The following is a 15872-nucleotide window of genomic DNA, read 5'->3' on the forward strand; positions in this document are numbered from 1 at the left end:
TCTCATAAAAAAGTGCGCTTAAAAAAGCGCACTTCCACAATCAGTAGAATACTCTGATTTTACCGTTTTGTCACTCTTCTAAGAGCGATGTTTTACCCGTTCATGCAGTTCTTGCACCGACGCCACTTTGGTTCGGTCATCAAAGTCCTTGGCACGAATGGTGGCAAATGCTGCATTCAACGTCGTGGTATAAGTAGTCTTACTGGCTAGTGCCTCACGACGAATATACACCGAGTCATTAATCGCTTGACGCCCCTCAGTAGTATTAACCACGTAGGTATACGTCTTGTTCTTAATCGCATCGACTATGTTAGGTCGCCCCTCGGATAGCTTGTTCACAACCGTGCTCATGATGCCTGCATCATATAAGGTCGTTGCCGTGCCACGCGTGGCTTCGATGGCAAATCCTTTGGCCACTAACTCTTTGGCCAGCTCGATAACCTTCTGCTTATCATGCTCGCGCACTGAAATCAGTGCTTTACCATTTTGCGGTACCGGTGAACCAGCGCCAAGATTGGCTTTTGCATAGGCTTCTTCAAAAGAATCGCCAACGCCCATGACTTCACCCGTTGAGCGCATTTCTGGCCCTAATAAAGGATCCACACCACGGAACTTAGCAAACGGTAAAACCACCTCTTTCACCGAATAGAACGGTGGGATCACTTCTTCAGTAAAGCCTTGGGCTTGCAGCGATTGGCCAGCCATAGCCCGCGCTGCAATCTTCGCTAAAGGAACGCCCGTTGCCTTAGAGACAAACGGCACGGTGCGCGCTGCGCGAGGGTTTACCTCAATCAAGTAGACTTCACCATCTTTGACCGCAAACTGCGTGTTCATCAGGCCAATGACATTGAGTTCCAATGCCATTGCACGCACTTGTTCACGCATCACATCCTGAATGGCTTTAGGCAAGGAATACGGTGGTAAAGAACAGGCTGAGTCACCCGAGTGAACACCGGCTTGCTCAATGTGCTCCATGATCCCGCCAATGACCACCGTTTCACCGTCTGAAACTGCATCAATATCAACCTCAATGGCATCATCCAAGAAACGATCCAGTAACACTGGCGAGTCATTAGACACTTTTACCGCTTCATTTAAATAACGCTTTAAGTCTTTAAGGTCATACACTATTTCCATGGCGCGACCGCCAAGTACATAACTCGGGCGCACCACCAGCGGAAAGCCAATTTCCTCGGCTTTAATCAGCGCTTCTTCCATATTACTGACCGTTGCATTGGCTGGCTGTTTTAAGCCCAGCTTATTCACCATTTGTTGGAAACGCTCACGATCTTCTGCGCGATCAATGGCATCAGGACTCGTACCAATAATCGGCACGCCATTTTCCTCTAACGCTCGGGCTAGTTTTAACGGGGTCTGCCCACCGTATTGCACGATAACCCCTTTGGGTTGCTCAACGCGCACAATTTCTAGCACGTCTTCCAATGTAACCGGCTCAAAATACAAACGATCAGAGGTATCATAGTCGGTAGAAACTGTCTCAGGGTTACAATTAACCATAATGGTTTCATAACCATCTTCGCGCATTGACAATGCCGCATGCACACAGCAGTAATCAAACTCTATCCCCTGCCCGATGCGGTTTGGACCACCGCCTAATACCATGATTTTGTCTTTATCACTGGGTTGCGATTCACACTCTTCATCGTAGGTCGAGTACATGTATGCAGTGCTAGTAGAAAACTCCGCAGCACAGGTATCCACACGCTTATAAACTGGGAAAATGTCGAACTTTGCCCGAATATCACGAATATCGCTCTCGGCCACATTCGTTAATTCAGCTAAGCGCGAATCGGCAAAGCCTTTGCGCTTCAATTTGCGCATTAAATCGGCATCGATGGCCGAAATACCAATTCGCTCGACCAGCGCTTCCAACTGTACAAGTTCCTCTATTTGTACCAAGTACCAGCGGTCGATATTGGTTAGCTCAAATACCTCATCAATGCTCATCCCCATGCGGAAGGCATCGGCAATGTACCAGATGCGCTCGGCACCCGGTTCACGCAACTCATATACAATTTTGGTACGCGCGTCTGGATCTTCTAAATCCAAAATAGGGGTCAGTCCATTAGCACCAACTTCCAATCCACGCAATGCTTTCTGCAACGACTCTTGTTGATTACGGCCAATGGCCATTACCTCACCCACAGACTTCATTTGCGTCGTTAAGCGGTCGTTTGCACCGGCAAACTTTTCAAAATTAAAGCGTGGAATTTTAGTCACTACATAATCAATAGCCGGTTCGAACGAAGCCGGCGTAGCGCCGCCTGTAATATCATTCGCAAGTTCATCCAACGTAAAACCAACGGCTAGCTTAGCGGCAACTTTTGCAATGGGGAATCCGGTCGCCTTTGATGCCAGAGCTGAAGAACGCGATACCCTTGGATTCATTTCAATGATGACCATACGTCCAGTGTTAGGATCAATACCAAACTGCACGTTTGAACCGCCCGTTTCTACACCGATTTCACGCAAGACAGCCATCGCCGCATTCCGCATGATTTGGAATTCTTTATCCGTTAACGTTTGGGCCGGCGCTACGGTGATTGAGTCACCCGTGTGCACCCCCATAGGGTCAAAGTTTTCAATGGTACACACGATAATACAGTTATCGTTTTTATCGCGTACCACTTCCATTTCATACTCTTTCCAGCCAATTAATGATTCATCAATTAACAGTTCACTGGTGGGTGAAAGATCCAAGCCACGCGCACAGATTTCATTAAACTCATCAATATTATAAGCAATCCCACCGCCGGTCCCGCCCATAGTAAATGAAGGACGGATGATGCAAGGAAAGCCGATTCGCGTTAGTACATCATGGGCTTGTTCCATCGTATGCGCGATTTCTGCGCGTGGACATTCAAGACCAATGGATTTCATCGCTTTGTCGAATTGTTCGCGGTCTTCGGCCTTATCAATCGCTTCAGCAGAGGCACCGATTAACTCAATATTGAACTCATCAAGTACGCCATGCTTGTTCAAATCGAGTGCGCAGTTAAGCGCTGTTTGGCCCCCCATGGTCGGTAACACCGCATCAGGACGCTCTTTTTCTATGATCTTACGCACAACCTCCCAATGAATAGGCTCAATGTAAGTTGCATCGGCCATTTCAGGATCGGTCATGATAGTAGCCGGGTTAGAGTTCACCAATATGACTCTATACCCTTCCTCACGCAGCGCTTTACACGCCTGCGCACCAGAATAATCAAACTCGCAGGCCTGACCGATAACAATCGGGCCAGCGCCGATGATAAGGATGCTTTTTATGTCGGTACGTTTTGGCATGCGTTAGTTGTCCTGACGATGTTGATTAGACATTAATTCAATAAAGTGATCGAACAAGGGAGCTGCATCTTGCGGACCTGGGCTTGCTTCAGGATGCCCTTGGAAGCTAAATGCAGGTTTTGTTTTATGCTCAATCCCTTGCAGTGAACCATCAAATAATGACACATGGGTGATTTCTAGACAGTCGGGCAAATTAGCCTCATCCACCGCAAAGCCATGGTTTTGACTGGTAATCATGACTACGCCGCGGCGTAAATCCTTGACGGGGTGATTGGCACCGTGATGCCCAAACTTCATTTTTACAGTTTGTGCACCGCAAGCTAGGCCCAGCAACTGGTGGCCCAAACAAATACCAAAAATCGGTAATGACTTTTCCAAGAACACTTTAATCGCAGCTATTGCGTAGTCGCAGGGTTCTGGATCGCCTGGACCATTAGATAAGAAGACACCATCTGGATTAAGTGCTAACACGTCCTCCGCTGGCGTTGTTGCTGGCACTAAAGTGACTTTACAACCACGCTCTACTAACATCCGTAGAATATTGTGTTTAGCCCCAAAGTCATAAGCCACGACATGATAGTCAGTGACCTCTGGCGCTGGCTTGTAGCCTACACCCAACTCCCAGACATTTCCGGTCCAAGCCTGTTGTTCCTTGATAGTGACAACTTTGGCTAAGTCCATGCCCTTTAAACCCGGAAACGCTTTAGCCTCACTCAACGCGCGTTGTTCGTCCAGCGCACTGCCAGCTATGATACAACCGTTCTGCGCACCTTTATCACGTAAAATCCGCGTCAAACGACGAGTATCGATATCGGCGATGGCAACTATGTTGTGATATTTAAGGTAATCGGAGAGAGAAAGGGTATTACGGAAATTACTGGAAAGTAGTGGGAGGTCACGAATGATAAGGCCTTTGGCACTTACGTTGTCTGATTCAACGTCTTCTTCATTGGTTCCGGTATTTCCGATATGGGGATACGTTAAAGTGACGATTTGTTCGGTGTAAGAAGGATCAGTAAGTATTTCTTGATAACCCGTCATAGACGTATTAAATACCACTTCACCAACCGTGAGCCCGTCAGCTCCGATGGCAGTGCCTTTGAAAACAGAACCGTCTTCAAGCACTAGCAGGGCAGAATTAGCCAAGTCAACCTCCAAGCATAAGTTAACTCATGCACCGGGCCAGCTAAACCCGATACGTGACAGTTCATAAGTAACTAAAAAGCTACTTACTAAGGGTCTTTGCAGCTAATCAAAAAGCGTTTTTAAAGCACAAAACGCAGATTTTTGGCAAATTCCGCTGAGTATATAGCAAGCGCCTAGACAGATCCATGTTAATTCGGATAATTATTAAAAATAAGTGCTTCTTAATGATTTTTTAACAAACCCTCTAAAAATAGCAATTATTTAATCCCCAACACGTCCTCTAGGTCATATAAACCTGGCTTTTTTCCAACGACCCATTTTGCCGCGCGTACCGCGCCTAATGCAAACGTCTCGCGACTACTGGCTTTGTGAGTAATTTCTAAACGCTCGCCAGTATCAGCAAATAACACCGTGTGTTCACCAATGATGTCACCACCGCGAATAGTTGAAAAACCGATGGTTCTCTGGTTTCGCTCTCCAGTATCACCCTCACGACCATATATTGCGTGTTGGTCTAAATCAATTTGCAACTCATCAGCAATCGCTACGCCAATCGCCTTCGCTGTACCCGACGGCGCATCACGTTTATGCCGATGATGCGCTTCAATAATTTCAATGTCGGCAGTCTCTCCTAAGGTACTCGCCGCCATTCGACTTAGTTTTGTCATTAGCGTAACGCCAACGCTGTAGTTAGCCGCAAAAACCACTGGAATTTGTTGCGCAGCAGACGCCAAAGCCGCAGTTTGCTGTGGCAATAACCCCGTGGTACCAACCACCACCGGTTTCTTCGCTGCAACACACTCCTGCAAATGCCCCTGCAGCGCGCTTGGCAGAGTGAAGTCGATAATCACGTCAACGTCATCTAACAGCGCTTCACTGAGCGTGGTGTAATATAATGAAGATTGCGTAACAGGCTGCTCATAAAACGTCGAACTTGAGCGTACGCATGCCGCTGCTAGTCGCGCGTTCGGATCCTCGGTTACAACATTGATCAAGGCTTTGCCCATGCGCCCATTCGCACCTAAAATTGCAATATTCATTACGCTTCCTTCTTTTTTTCTTCATTGTGCCTAAAAAAACACTATTTTACAGTATTGTTTACGCTCAAATTATGCATTACTGATATAGTCGACGTACCTTGAATGTTACCGCTAATAAATGTTGCAGTATGCTCGTATCAATACCCCAATCACCTAGTGACACCTCTTTAACTAAGCTTTCTACCGTGGCATTGAGCCCAGCCTATGCCTATGCGCGCTTGGCGCTGCGTGCAACCTTTTTGCTCACAGTGTTGCTTATTCTAGCAGTTATGTTTTGGCAAGCATGGTTCAACATTCCCAGCATTGTGTCCGAGCATCCAGTGCTCTGGCTTGCACTGGTCACATGCATTGGCTTGCTGGTAATTAGCTTGGGGTGGCTTAGCGACAAGCGCAAGTGCTATGCCTTATGTCAGCATGACATCCACTATCTGCATGGGCTTTTGGTCAAGCGGGTTATCTCTCAACCCATTGGACGTGTGCAACATGTGGAAGTCACTCAAGGACTGCTTGAACGCTGGTTAGATCTGGCCAAATTACATGTTTACTCTGCGGGTAGCGGCTGGCAAAGTTTTACCATTCCAGGCATACCGAGTGCGATTGCGCATCAGCTGCGAACCCAAATTTCACAACAAGCCGACCAAATCAGCGCCGCTGAGGCACAAGGTGATCACTAAAGTGCTTACGCAATGGCAGCGGGTACATCCCATCGCGTTGTTGTACTTTGCCGAACAAGCGCTGCGGGTTGCCGTCAGTAATTTAGTTGTGGTGATCCCGCTGGCAGTTGCGTTACGCGCGTCCTTTTCGGAAAACCCGACGCAAATATTGGTTTTGCTGAGTGTGCTTTGCGCTTTGGGGATCGGCTTTATTATTGCTAATTATCTGGCATTTCAATTTCGCGTACATGACCAGCACGTAGAGATCCATAGGGGCATATTCAAGCGAGTCAAACTCAGCCTGCCCTTCGATAAAATTCAAGATGTACGTTTGAGTCAACCCATTTATTATCGTTTGCTTGATATGCGTGTGGTTACCCTAGACACGGCAGGATCAGGCAAAGATGAAGGTATTATTGTTGCACTGCCCAAAGTACAGGCTGATACCCTAAGTGATTGGATAACCGCGCATGGTCGTGCACCAAGCAGCGCGAACGCAAAGCAAGAAAGAGCAACCAGTAACAACACCGCTCTGCTACTGCAACGCAGTATTCCTGATCTCATCATTCATGGCATGAGCAATAATCGTGTGTGGATTTTCTTAGGTTTACTTGCGCCATTTATTGATGATGCAGTTAACATTATTGATCGCTCGATAACCACCCTTGATTTGAGCAGCCTCTATGCGGTTAGCGAACACGGCGTTATCTTTGTTGGTCTAGCAATAGCATTAACCGGGTTATTGATATTGGCTATGGTTACACTGCTTTCAATCGCTGGTGCAATTATCAACTTTTACGGCTTCGAGCTATTGCAAGGGCCACAGCGCTTGTTGCAACAAGGTGGCCTTATTACCCGGCGCCAAGTCAGTATGAACCTACTGCGTATCCAGCATATTGAATACCGACAATCCTGGCTCGACCGGGTGTTTGGTCGGGTTAATTTAATCTATCAACAATTAGCGCGTTCCGTGGCTCTGCCGGGTGAAGAAAAACAGTCCCTGTTGGTGCCATCAATAACAGCGTCGCAAGCCGAACAGTTAGGTCAGATTGGGTTTCAACACACCAAACCGAACGAGATTAATTTTCAACCCATTAGTCGCCGTTTCATGATCCAGCATTCGCTGCTATTTACCGGGCTTTCAACATTGATAGTACTTAGCATCAATATCAGTGTTCACTTTGCACTGCCTTTTCTTACGCTTTTTGCAATTCCTGTAATCGTGCAGGGCTTGGTGATCCTGCGCTGGTACCACTGGGGATTTGCCTACGAGAAGAATCAACTTTATGTGCGCAAGGGATTATTTGGGCGCACTGTGATTGTTGCGCCTTTGGTTAAAACTCAGTTTACTCAACTGAGTATGAGTTGGCTGCAACAGCGTCATCAACTTGCCAGTATCCAGTTAGGTTTAGCATCCGCAGCCATCACTATCCCTATGCTCAAACAAGTAGATGCAATCTCGCTATTAGAGCATGCATTGCATGCGGCAGCTGATCCGCACCAGCGTTGGATGTGATCCACTAGGATTGATTTATGCTTGCAGCAGCACGTATTAACTGACACATTGAATTTTATCAGGCTTTATTAACGCCACTCTCTCATCGGTGGTTTTTAACTTTACGCTCAGCTTTGGTAACGGAGGATTGCTACCATGGGATTGCGCCAACAGGTTTTATTGGTTTTCGGGTTAATGCTCAGTTATCAATTTGCAGCCAACGCAAATAACGCTCCTAATTTTGATTTCAAAGGCCCATCTCCTTGGCCTGAGATCCGTAAACAGCGGATCCAACAAATACTGCCAAGTGCATTAAAGGCAGCGAATGTGGATGCTTGGTTAGTGGTATGCAGAGAAAATAATAATGACCCGCTGGCCGATCATATTGGTTGCGAAAATGCGGGACAGACTGCGGTGTTTTTGTTTTACCAACAAGCTGATAAATTTCATTCAATCGCCTATTCGCCGATGGGTGAAGCAACTGCGCTGGCCGATTTAGCGTTACTCGATCATGTTGAACCTATCCCACGCAGTGGTTCAGCGATTGCAACAGCCGTTAAATTTATGCAGCAGCAAGACTTTCAGCGGATAGCGATCAACACCTCAACCAAGAATGCGCAAGCCGACGGGTTAAGTCACAGCCAATATTTGGCGCTTACTCAAACGCTGCAACCTGAATTTGTTGACCGCCTAGTATCTTCTGAAGAACTGGTTTATCAGTGGCTTTCTATAAAGCTCCCCGCAGAAGTTGCGATCATGCGTCAAGCCGCTGCGCTAACAGCGCAATGGCAAGTGGAAGCATATGCGACCATTGTACCGGGTAAAACTACCGATGCCGACGTTGCCAGATTCCTAAAGCAAAAAATGCGTGAGGCCGGAGTGTCTGACGCCTGGGCTCCGGACCAAAATCCGAATGTCAATTCGGGGGGCGATCGCGGCCACTCCCATGCCACTAACAAAGTTATTCAAGGCGGAGATGTGATCCAAACCGATTTTGGGATCCGCGTCTTTGACCGCTGGGTTACGGATATTCAACGTTTTGCGTATGTTTTAAAACCCGATGAAAAAGAGTTACCAGAAGACATTGCATACTATTGGCAAAGCGCTAAGCAAGGTCGTGATGCAGCTTTCGCCGCCATGCGTCCGGGGGTCAAAGGCATTGACGTCGATGCTGCCCAACGGGCGGTATTGGAGGCGACTGGTTCACTGCCCGTCATGTGGAGCACAGGCCATCCCGTTGGCTATGTCGCACATGATACTGGCCCGAATCTGGGCGGTTCTAAAGCCGTCAGTGTGCGCCCTGCTGCACAGCGCGAATTACGCGCCGGAATGACATTTGCGTTTGACGGTTTTCATAGCTGGCAATTACCCAATGACGAGACCAAGACCATTTCGGTAGAAGAAATGGTAGTGATAACTGCCGAAGGTGCAGAATATCTCATAGCACCACAAACAGACCTAATTGTGATCAAGTAAAGGAGCCTTGCCAATGCAAGAGCGTGTAACCCTGAATATCGACGGCCCACTTGCATTTGTCAGATTGAACCGGCCGGAAAAACATAATGCGCTTGATATGGAGATGTTTTTCGCAATCGATAAAGCCATTCATGCGATCAGCAAGGAAAAGGCTATTCGTGCGGTGGTTGTCAGTGGCGAAGGTGCCAGTTTTTGTTCAGGACTGGATATAAAGTCGGTATTGTCCAGTGGCAAAAACGCCCTGCGATTACTGTGGAAATGGTTACCGGGTAATGCCAACCTGGCACAGCGTGTGAGTATTGGTTGGCGGCGCTTAGACGTGCCGGTGATCATGGCCTTGCATGGCAAGTGCTGGGGCGGTGGTATGCAGATTGCGCTGGGCGGCGATTTCCGCATCGCATCCCCTGATTGCACCCTCGCCATAATGGAAAGTCGCTGGGGTCTGATCCCCGATATGGGCGGTACGCCAGCTATGCGTGAGTGTGTTGCACTGGATCAGGCCATGCGCTTAACCATGACCAGTGACATCATTAGCGCAGATGAAGCATTACACGTTGGGCTCATCACCGACGTTCAAGAGCAACCACTTGAGGCTGCTATCGCCCTAGCCAAGGCATTGGTAAATCGCTCGCCGGATACCAATAAAACGGTAAAACGCCTGTATCAAAAAATTTGGAATGGCAAAGAGCGGCGAATCCTAGCACAAGAAACACTGAATCAAATACGCATTATACTCGGTAAAAATCAGCGCATTGCGGTGCAAAGAGAAATGCAAGGGAAGGATATTCCATTTAAATAAGTGATCTTATGGAAAGACCAGTTTTCGCATTTGATCGTGTTTAATGAGGATTGTAATGAGCGGTGAAACTAATCTACAAAAACTATTGCAAGCAATGCGCCCTAGATTAGCGCCAGAGCGCTATGTATTTGTAACGTTAACCAACGGTCGTTACGGTGATTATGCGGCGCTTGAGCCCAAAGCGATGTTTATGGAAGATGAAGGCATGACGTTAGTCATTCGCGAGCCGCAGGCAAAGGCGCATAACTTGTCGTACGACTCAGTGTTTAATTGCATTACGCTTGATATTCACTCCAGTTTAGATGCTGTAGGACTGACTGCTGCATTTGCCCAGCAGCTAGCTAAATTCGCCATCAGTGCAAACGTGATGGCTGGCTATTTTCATGACCATATCTTTGTGCAGATCAGTAACGCTGATCGTGCGATGCGTGCATTAGCTGAATTACAAATTCAAGCAGCATCCAATTAATGTGCGATTCTTGGCCGACGTTGAGTTGGATTGACGTGTTTAAATGACCAAAGGTCTTGGTGTTTAGTCGGTGTATCCGTAAACTAAAAACACCTGCAGTGGAAAGCGAACTAAAGATGAAATCACAATTAATTTGGGACTTACCGACGCGGCTGTTTCATTGGCTATTGGTGCTTGGGTTAGTTATCCAGTGGGCAACGGCTGAATGGCTCGATGACGCCATTGTTTGGCATGTCCGTATTGGCTACGTAATGCTGGGACTGTTGGTATTCAGATTAATATGGGGCTTCGTTGGGACCCACTATGCAAAATTTAATAGCCTCGCGCTCAGCCCTAAAAAAACAGTCGAATACAGCAAACATCTGTTACAGCGAAATTCGCAGGTCTATGCCGGGCACAACCCAATCGGTAGCTGGGCCGTGATCATCATGTTATTGCTTCTGATATTACAAGCCATCAGCGGGTTATTCGTCAGCGATGATATCTTCACTGAAGGACCCTATCGCAGCGTGGCTACACCAGCGGTGCTAACAGTGATGGAATTTATCCACTTTCAACTTTTCGATTTGTTACTGGTGGTCATTGGTTTGCACGTAATAGCGGTGTTGTTTTATCAGTTCTACAAAAAACAACCCATTATCAATGCGATGATTACGGGGAAAAAACCGCTAGTATCGGCCTTCAGTATCTCTTCATCGAAACTGATCCGGGCACTTTTTATAGCGCTATTAGTCGCAGTAGCTGTATACCTTGCCGTTGCGGTGTATGCGCCCGAGCCAGAATTTTACTACTGATCTCAGGCGCCTAAATCGCTAGTCGGCTTTGTAGCTATCGTGACAGCCTTTGCAGGTTGCGCCTACGCCACCAATAGCTTTGCGGTACGCTCCCTCATCCCCACTTGCCACAGCCGCCTGCAATGCTTGTGCGGCACTGACCATATCTGCTGATTTGGCGTTGAAATCGTCCATGTTGTCCCAGATTTTCGGCAGTGCGCCCGTATCAAGCTCAAAAGCCGTGGTATTAAGCGCGAAATAATCCGGCATCATTTTACCTAACTGCTCCAACCGCACGGCATTGGTCTGCATAACCTCGGTATCAAAAGGAATTTGACCTTTGGCCATGCCACCCAATGGTCCCATATTACTGCGCACTAACTGTAATAATGCTTGACGAAACTTCACAGCATTTGCCGCTTGGCGTTCATTGGCAGCCATTTCAGCATAAGCTGTTGCACTGACCGTGAGTGTGCCTGCTGCGATTAAACCAGAAATTACTAATGCCAAAGATTTTTTCATCGTTGTTCCTTACTGACTAATGATTGAGGCTGAAGATTACATGGCTACCAGCTTATACTCAAATATCTTCTCTTTGGGTTCAATCTAACGATAAATTGCGGCCGTTAAGCTGATTGCCAATGGTCCCCTATGCAGTACAGTTTTTATTTGAAATGAAAAAGGCACCCAGTTGGGTGCCTGTTAGTATTATTCGTTACGCTATTCTAATTCGTTAGGTCGTCAAAGAACTTCTTTACACCATCAAAGAATCCTTGCTCTTTCGGACGGTGCTTGGCGGCCTCTGAACCGCTGCCCATAGATTCATCCAGTTCTTTTAACAACTCTTTTTGGCGTGCTGACAGGTTCACAGGTGTCTCAACGACCACTTTGCACATCAAATCACCTACGGCACCACTGCGCACCGATTTAACGCCTTTGCCGCGTAAGCGGAACATGCGACCGGTTTGAGTTTCCGGGGTGATCTTCAGTTTCACCTTGCCATCTAATGTCGGTACTTGCAGCTCACCACCCAATGCTGCGGTGGTAAAACTGAGGGGTACTTCGCAATACAAATTATTGCCGTCACGGGTAAATATTTTGTGTTCCTTCACATGCACTTGCACATAAAGGTCACCGGCTGGAGCGCCATGCTCACCTGCCTCACCTTCACCACTGAGGCGAATACGATCTCCCGTATCAACACCTGCAGGCACTTTCACTGACAGCGTTTTGGTTTTCTCTACGCGGCCATGACCACGGCAATTGCTGCATGGGTCGCTGATGATTTTGCCTTTACCCGAACAGGTTGGGCAGGTTTGCTGAACGGCAAAAAAGCCCTGGCGCATTTGCACTTGCCCATTACCATGACAGGTTGGGCATGTTGTAGGACTAGAGCCCTTTTTCGCACCGGATCCATCACAGACATCGCAGCCCACCAAGGTTGGTACACGGATTTCAACTTCTTTACCGCGAACCGCCTCTTCTAACGTCATTTCAAGGTTGTAGCGCAGATCAGCACCTGAACGGGCGCGCGACTGACGGCCACCTCGGCCACCGCCAAAGATGTCGCCAAAGACATCACCAAAGATATCGCCGAAGTCAGCACCACCACCGAATCCACCGCCACCACGGTTTGGATCAACACCGGCATGACCGTATTGATCATAGGCAGCACGCTTGCGTTCATCCGTAAGCACTTCATGAGCTTCTTGGATTTCTTTGAATTTTTCTTCTAGTGCTTTGTCCCCCGACGTACGGTCAGGGTGATATTTCATCGCCAGCTTCTTATACGCTTTCTTAATGTCGCGTTCGCTAGCGCCTTTATCAACACCTAAAACTTCATAGTAATCTCGTTTTGACATATTTCGTGCTTATCCTACCTTGTACTACTGGCTTCGCCCTTATTTCAGCAAAAAGGCGTAGGCAGAAATCTGCTACGCCTGTGTTTGCGACTGTTTCGAAAGTCTTTACGACTCGCGATTACTTCTTGTCATCCTTAACTTCTTCAAACTCGGCGTCAACCACATCATCGTCTTGCGACTTTTCTTGCGTGGCATCAGTGGCTTGCTCTGCCCCCGCCTGTTGCGCATTCGCTTGTGCGATTTCCATCAACTTAGCAGAGGCCTGAACAAGTGCTTGAGTCTTGGCATCAATGGCTTCTTTATCTTCGCCTTTGATCGCTGCTTCTAAATCACTGATAGCTTCTTCTATCTTCGCTTTCTCGTCCGCTGGCAACGCATCACCCGCTTCTTCAACCTGCTTACGCGTGGCGTGAACCATACCGTCAGCCTGGTTACGGGTTTGCACTAACTCTTCAAACTTCTTATCCGCTTCCTTATTGGCCTCAGCATCTTGCACCATTTTTTCGATTTCATCGTCACTTAAACCAGAAGACGCTTTAATTGTGATCTTCTGCTCTTTGCCCGTGTCTTTATCTTTGGCAGACACATGCAAAATACCATCGGCGTCGATATCGAAAGTCACTTCAATTTGTGGCACACCACGTGCTGCAGGGCGAATACCTTCAAGGTTAAATTGCCCGAGCGATTTATTGCCTTGTGCCTGCTTCCGCTCGCCTTGCAATACATGCACGGTTACCGCGGACTGATTATCTTCTGCAGTAGAGAAGGTTTGCGACTTCTTCGTTGGGATCGTCGTGTTCTTCTCAATCAGCGCTGTCATTACGCCACCCATGGTTTCAATACCCAGTGACAATGGAGTAACGTCAAGCAGCAATACGTCTTTCACTTCACCTGACAATACACCGCCTTGGATTGCAGCACCCACGGCTACGGCTTCATCAGGGTTAACATCTTTACGTGGCTCTTTGCCGAAGAACTCAGTGACATACTTCTGCACCAATGGCATACGTGTCTGACCACCGACCAAGATAATGTCTTTCACATCGCTTACCGAAAGGTCAGCGTCCGCAAGCGCTTGTTTAACCGGTTCAAGCGAGGCTTTAACCATATCTTCAACCAACGACTCAAGTTTGGCTCGTGTAACTTTAATCGCTAAGTGCTTAGGACCCGAGGCATCAGCAGTGATGTACGGTAGGTTAACTTCCGTTTGTTGGGCTGAAGACAACTCGATTTTAGCTTTCTCACCGGCTTCTTTTAAGCGCTGCATCGCCAACGGATCTTTACGTAAGTCCACGCCTTGGTCTTTCTTAAATTCGTCAACCAAGTAGGTGATCATGCGATTATCAAAGTCTTCACCACCGAGGTGCGTATCACCGTTGGTTGCTAGTACTTCAAAGGTGTGCTCGCCATCGACTTCATCAATTTCGATGATTGAAATATCGAACGTACCACCACCTAAGTCATAAACCGCAATCACGTTATCGCCTTGCTTTTTGTCCATGCCGTAGGCGAGTGCCGCCGCTGTTGGCTCGTTGATGATACGTTTCACATCAAGGCCAGCAATACGGCCAGCGTCTTTAGTGGCTTGACGCTGTGAATCGTTGAAGTAAGCAGGAACAGTAATAACCGCGCCAGTCACTTCTTCACCAAGGAAATCTTCTGCCGTCTTTTTCATTTTCTTCAAGACTTCAGCAGAAATCTGTGGTGGCGCCATTTTGTCGCCTTTAGTTTCAACCCAAGCGTCACCATTGTCAGCTTTAACAATGCTGAATGGCATAATGTCGATATCACGTTGCACTTCTTTGTCTTCAAAACGACGACCAATCAAGCGCTTGATAGCGAACAAGGTGTTTTTCGGGTTAGTAACAGCCTGACGCTTCGCCGGTTGACCCACTAACGTTTCACCGTCTTGTGTGTAAGCGATGATCGATGGGGTTGTGCGATCGCCTTCGGCGTTTTCAATAACTTTCGCTTTGTCGCCGTCTAGAACTGCGACACATGAATTTGTTGTACCTAAATCGATTCCAATGATTTTACCCATTGTGTGTCTCCAAAAACTGTTTCAAATACCTGCATTAGTTGTGGGGCCTTTTGCACTAATTTCAATCCGACCCACAAAAAAAGTTGCTAAATAATCAATTAAACCTGCGTGTCAACGCCACCGTCAGGTGCGCGCGAAACCATAACCATCGCTGGACGCAATAAACGGCCATTGATCTGATAACCCTTTTGCATCACGGCTATTACTGTGTTGGGCGCAACATCCGCTGACTCTTGCATCGACATAGCCTGATGCAGCTCTGGATTAAACGCTTCACCTTGCGGATCAATCAGGGTTAAACCGTTTTTCTCCACCGTGCTCAAGAAAGATTTCATAGTCAACTCAACGCCTTCGAGTAAAGGTTTAATCACCTCATTCTCAGCGTCAGCGACTTGAATTGCTCGTTCAAGATTGTCGATTACAGGCAGTAGCTCGCCAGCAAATTTCTCTAACGCAAACTTACGCGCTTTGGATACTTCCGCTTCAGCTCGACGTTTAGCGTTCTCCATTTCAGCGCGAGCACGCAATACGCTCTCTTTTTGCCCATCAATGGTTGCCTGCGCTGCGGCTAGTTCAGCTTGTAACGCCGCAATAATTTCTTCTGGGGTTTCCAGTTCGCCTTCTACTGCACCGTCTTGATTGATTTCAACTTCAACCGACTCACCAGCGCTTTCGTTTTGTTCGACCTCTGCAGCCTGCTGGGCTTGCTGTTCATCTTGCACGTCGCGATTGTCGCTCATGCATGCCTCCACTTTCTTGACCAACTAATTCACTTTGGGGGCATTTATGGGGTTAGTTTCAGAGGGTTCAAG

The 15872-nt window shown here is 47.6% G+C and carries 13 protein-coding genes; 6 read left to right on the forward strand and 7 right to left on the reverse strand.

The features are described from left to right. Positions 1-78 precede the first annotated feature (78 nt). From carB to dapB, 3 genes are all read right to left on the reverse strand, one after another. Complete coding sequence (gene carB, locus AC121Z_RS10230) at positions 79-3306, reverse strand: carbamoyl-phosphate synthase large subunit (protein WP_498123932.1); 3228 nt, start codon at positions 3304-3306, stop codon at positions 79-81. Positions 3307-3309: 3 nt separating this feature from the next. Then, positions 3310-4452 carry a glutamine-hydrolyzing carbamoyl-phosphate synthase small subunit gene (gene carA, locus AC121Z_RS10235; RefSeq protein WP_498123933.1) on the reverse strand — a complete coding sequence of 381 codons (1143 nt, stop codon included), beginning with the start codon at positions 4450-4452 and terminating at the stop codon, positions 3310-3312. Between the two features lie 257 nt (positions 4453-4709). Further along, a complete protein-coding gene (gene dapB, locus AC121Z_RS10240) occupies positions 4710-5492 on the reverse strand; it encodes a 4-hydroxy-tetrahydrodipicolinate reductase (RefSeq protein ID WP_498123934.1) in 783 nt (260 codons plus the stop codon). Positions 5493-5620: 128 nt separating this feature from the next. Here dapB and AC121Z_RS10245 point away from each other — a divergent pair, with 128 nt between their 5' ends. From AC121Z_RS10245 to AC121Z_RS10270, 6 genes are all read left to right on the forward strand, one after another. Further along, positions 5621-6166, forward strand: coding sequence for a PH domain-containing protein (locus AC121Z_RS10245; protein WP_498123935.1), 546 nt, complete (start codon positions 5621-5623; stop codon positions 6164-6166). Continuing rightward, positions 6156-7661: a PH domain-containing protein gene (locus AC121Z_RS10250; protein WP_498123936.1), complete on the forward strand. Its 1506-nt coding sequence runs from the start codon at positions 6156-6158 to the stop codon at positions 7659-7661. Before AC121Z_RS10245 ends, AC121Z_RS10250 begins: the two co-directional genes overlap by 11 nt. Positions 7662-7796: 135 nt before the next feature. Beyond that, positions 7797-9116 carry a M24 family metallopeptidase gene (locus AC121Z_RS10255; protein WP_498123937.1) on the forward strand — a complete coding sequence of 440 codons (1320 nt, stop codon included), beginning with the start codon at positions 7797-7799 and terminating at the stop codon, positions 9114-9116. Positions 9117-9129: 13 nt separating this feature from the next. After that, entirely contained in the window at positions 9130-9915 is a 786-nt protein-coding gene (locus tag AC121Z_RS10260) for a crotonase/enoyl-CoA hydratase family protein (RefSeq protein WP_498123938.1), read from the forward strand. Positions 9916-9970: 55 nt separating this feature from the next. Continuing rightward, positions 9971-10384, forward strand: coding sequence for an ACT domain-containing protein (locus AC121Z_RS10265; protein ID WP_498123939.1), 414 nt, complete (start codon positions 9971-9973; stop codon positions 10382-10384). Positions 10385-10500: 116 nt separating this feature from the next. Then, entirely contained in the window at positions 10501-11178 is a 678-nt protein-coding gene (locus AC121Z_RS10270) for a cytochrome b/b6 domain-containing protein (protein WP_498123940.1), read from the forward strand. A gap of 18 nt (positions 11179-11196) precedes the next feature. Here AC121Z_RS10270 and AC121Z_RS10275 read toward each other — a convergent pair whose 3' ends face one another. The 4 genes from AC121Z_RS10275 to grpE all read right to left on the reverse strand — a co-directional run bounded on the left by AC121Z_RS10275 (position 11197) and on the right by grpE (position 15800). Beyond that, the gene (locus AC121Z_RS10275; RefSeq protein WP_498123941.1) at positions 11197-11679 is read right to left on the reverse strand and encodes a c-type cytochrome; all 483 of its coding nucleotides are present in this window, start codon (positions 11677-11679) and stop codon (positions 11197-11199) included. 203 nt (positions 11680-11882) lie between these two features. Beyond that, positions 11883-13019, reverse strand: coding sequence for a molecular chaperone DnaJ (gene dnaJ / locus AC121Z_RS10280; RefSeq protein WP_498123942.1), 1137 nt, complete (start codon positions 13017-13019; stop codon positions 11883-11885). A gap of 118 nt (positions 13020-13137) precedes the next feature. Continuing rightward, positions 13138-15060, reverse strand: a complete 1923-nt coding sequence (dnaK, locus tag AC121Z_RS10285; protein WP_498123943.1) for a molecular chaperone DnaK — start codon at positions 15058-15060, stop codon at positions 13138-13140. Between the two features lie 98 nt (positions 15061-15158). Further along, on the reverse strand, positions 15159-15800 hold the full coding sequence (gene grpE / locus AC121Z_RS10290) for a nucleotide exchange factor GrpE (protein WP_498123944.1): 642 nt from the start codon (positions 15798-15800) through the stop codon (positions 15159-15161). Between the last annotated feature and the right edge of the window lie 72 nt (positions 15801-15872).

It is taken from the genome of Alteromonas sp. DYW1, from assembly GCF_059752595.1.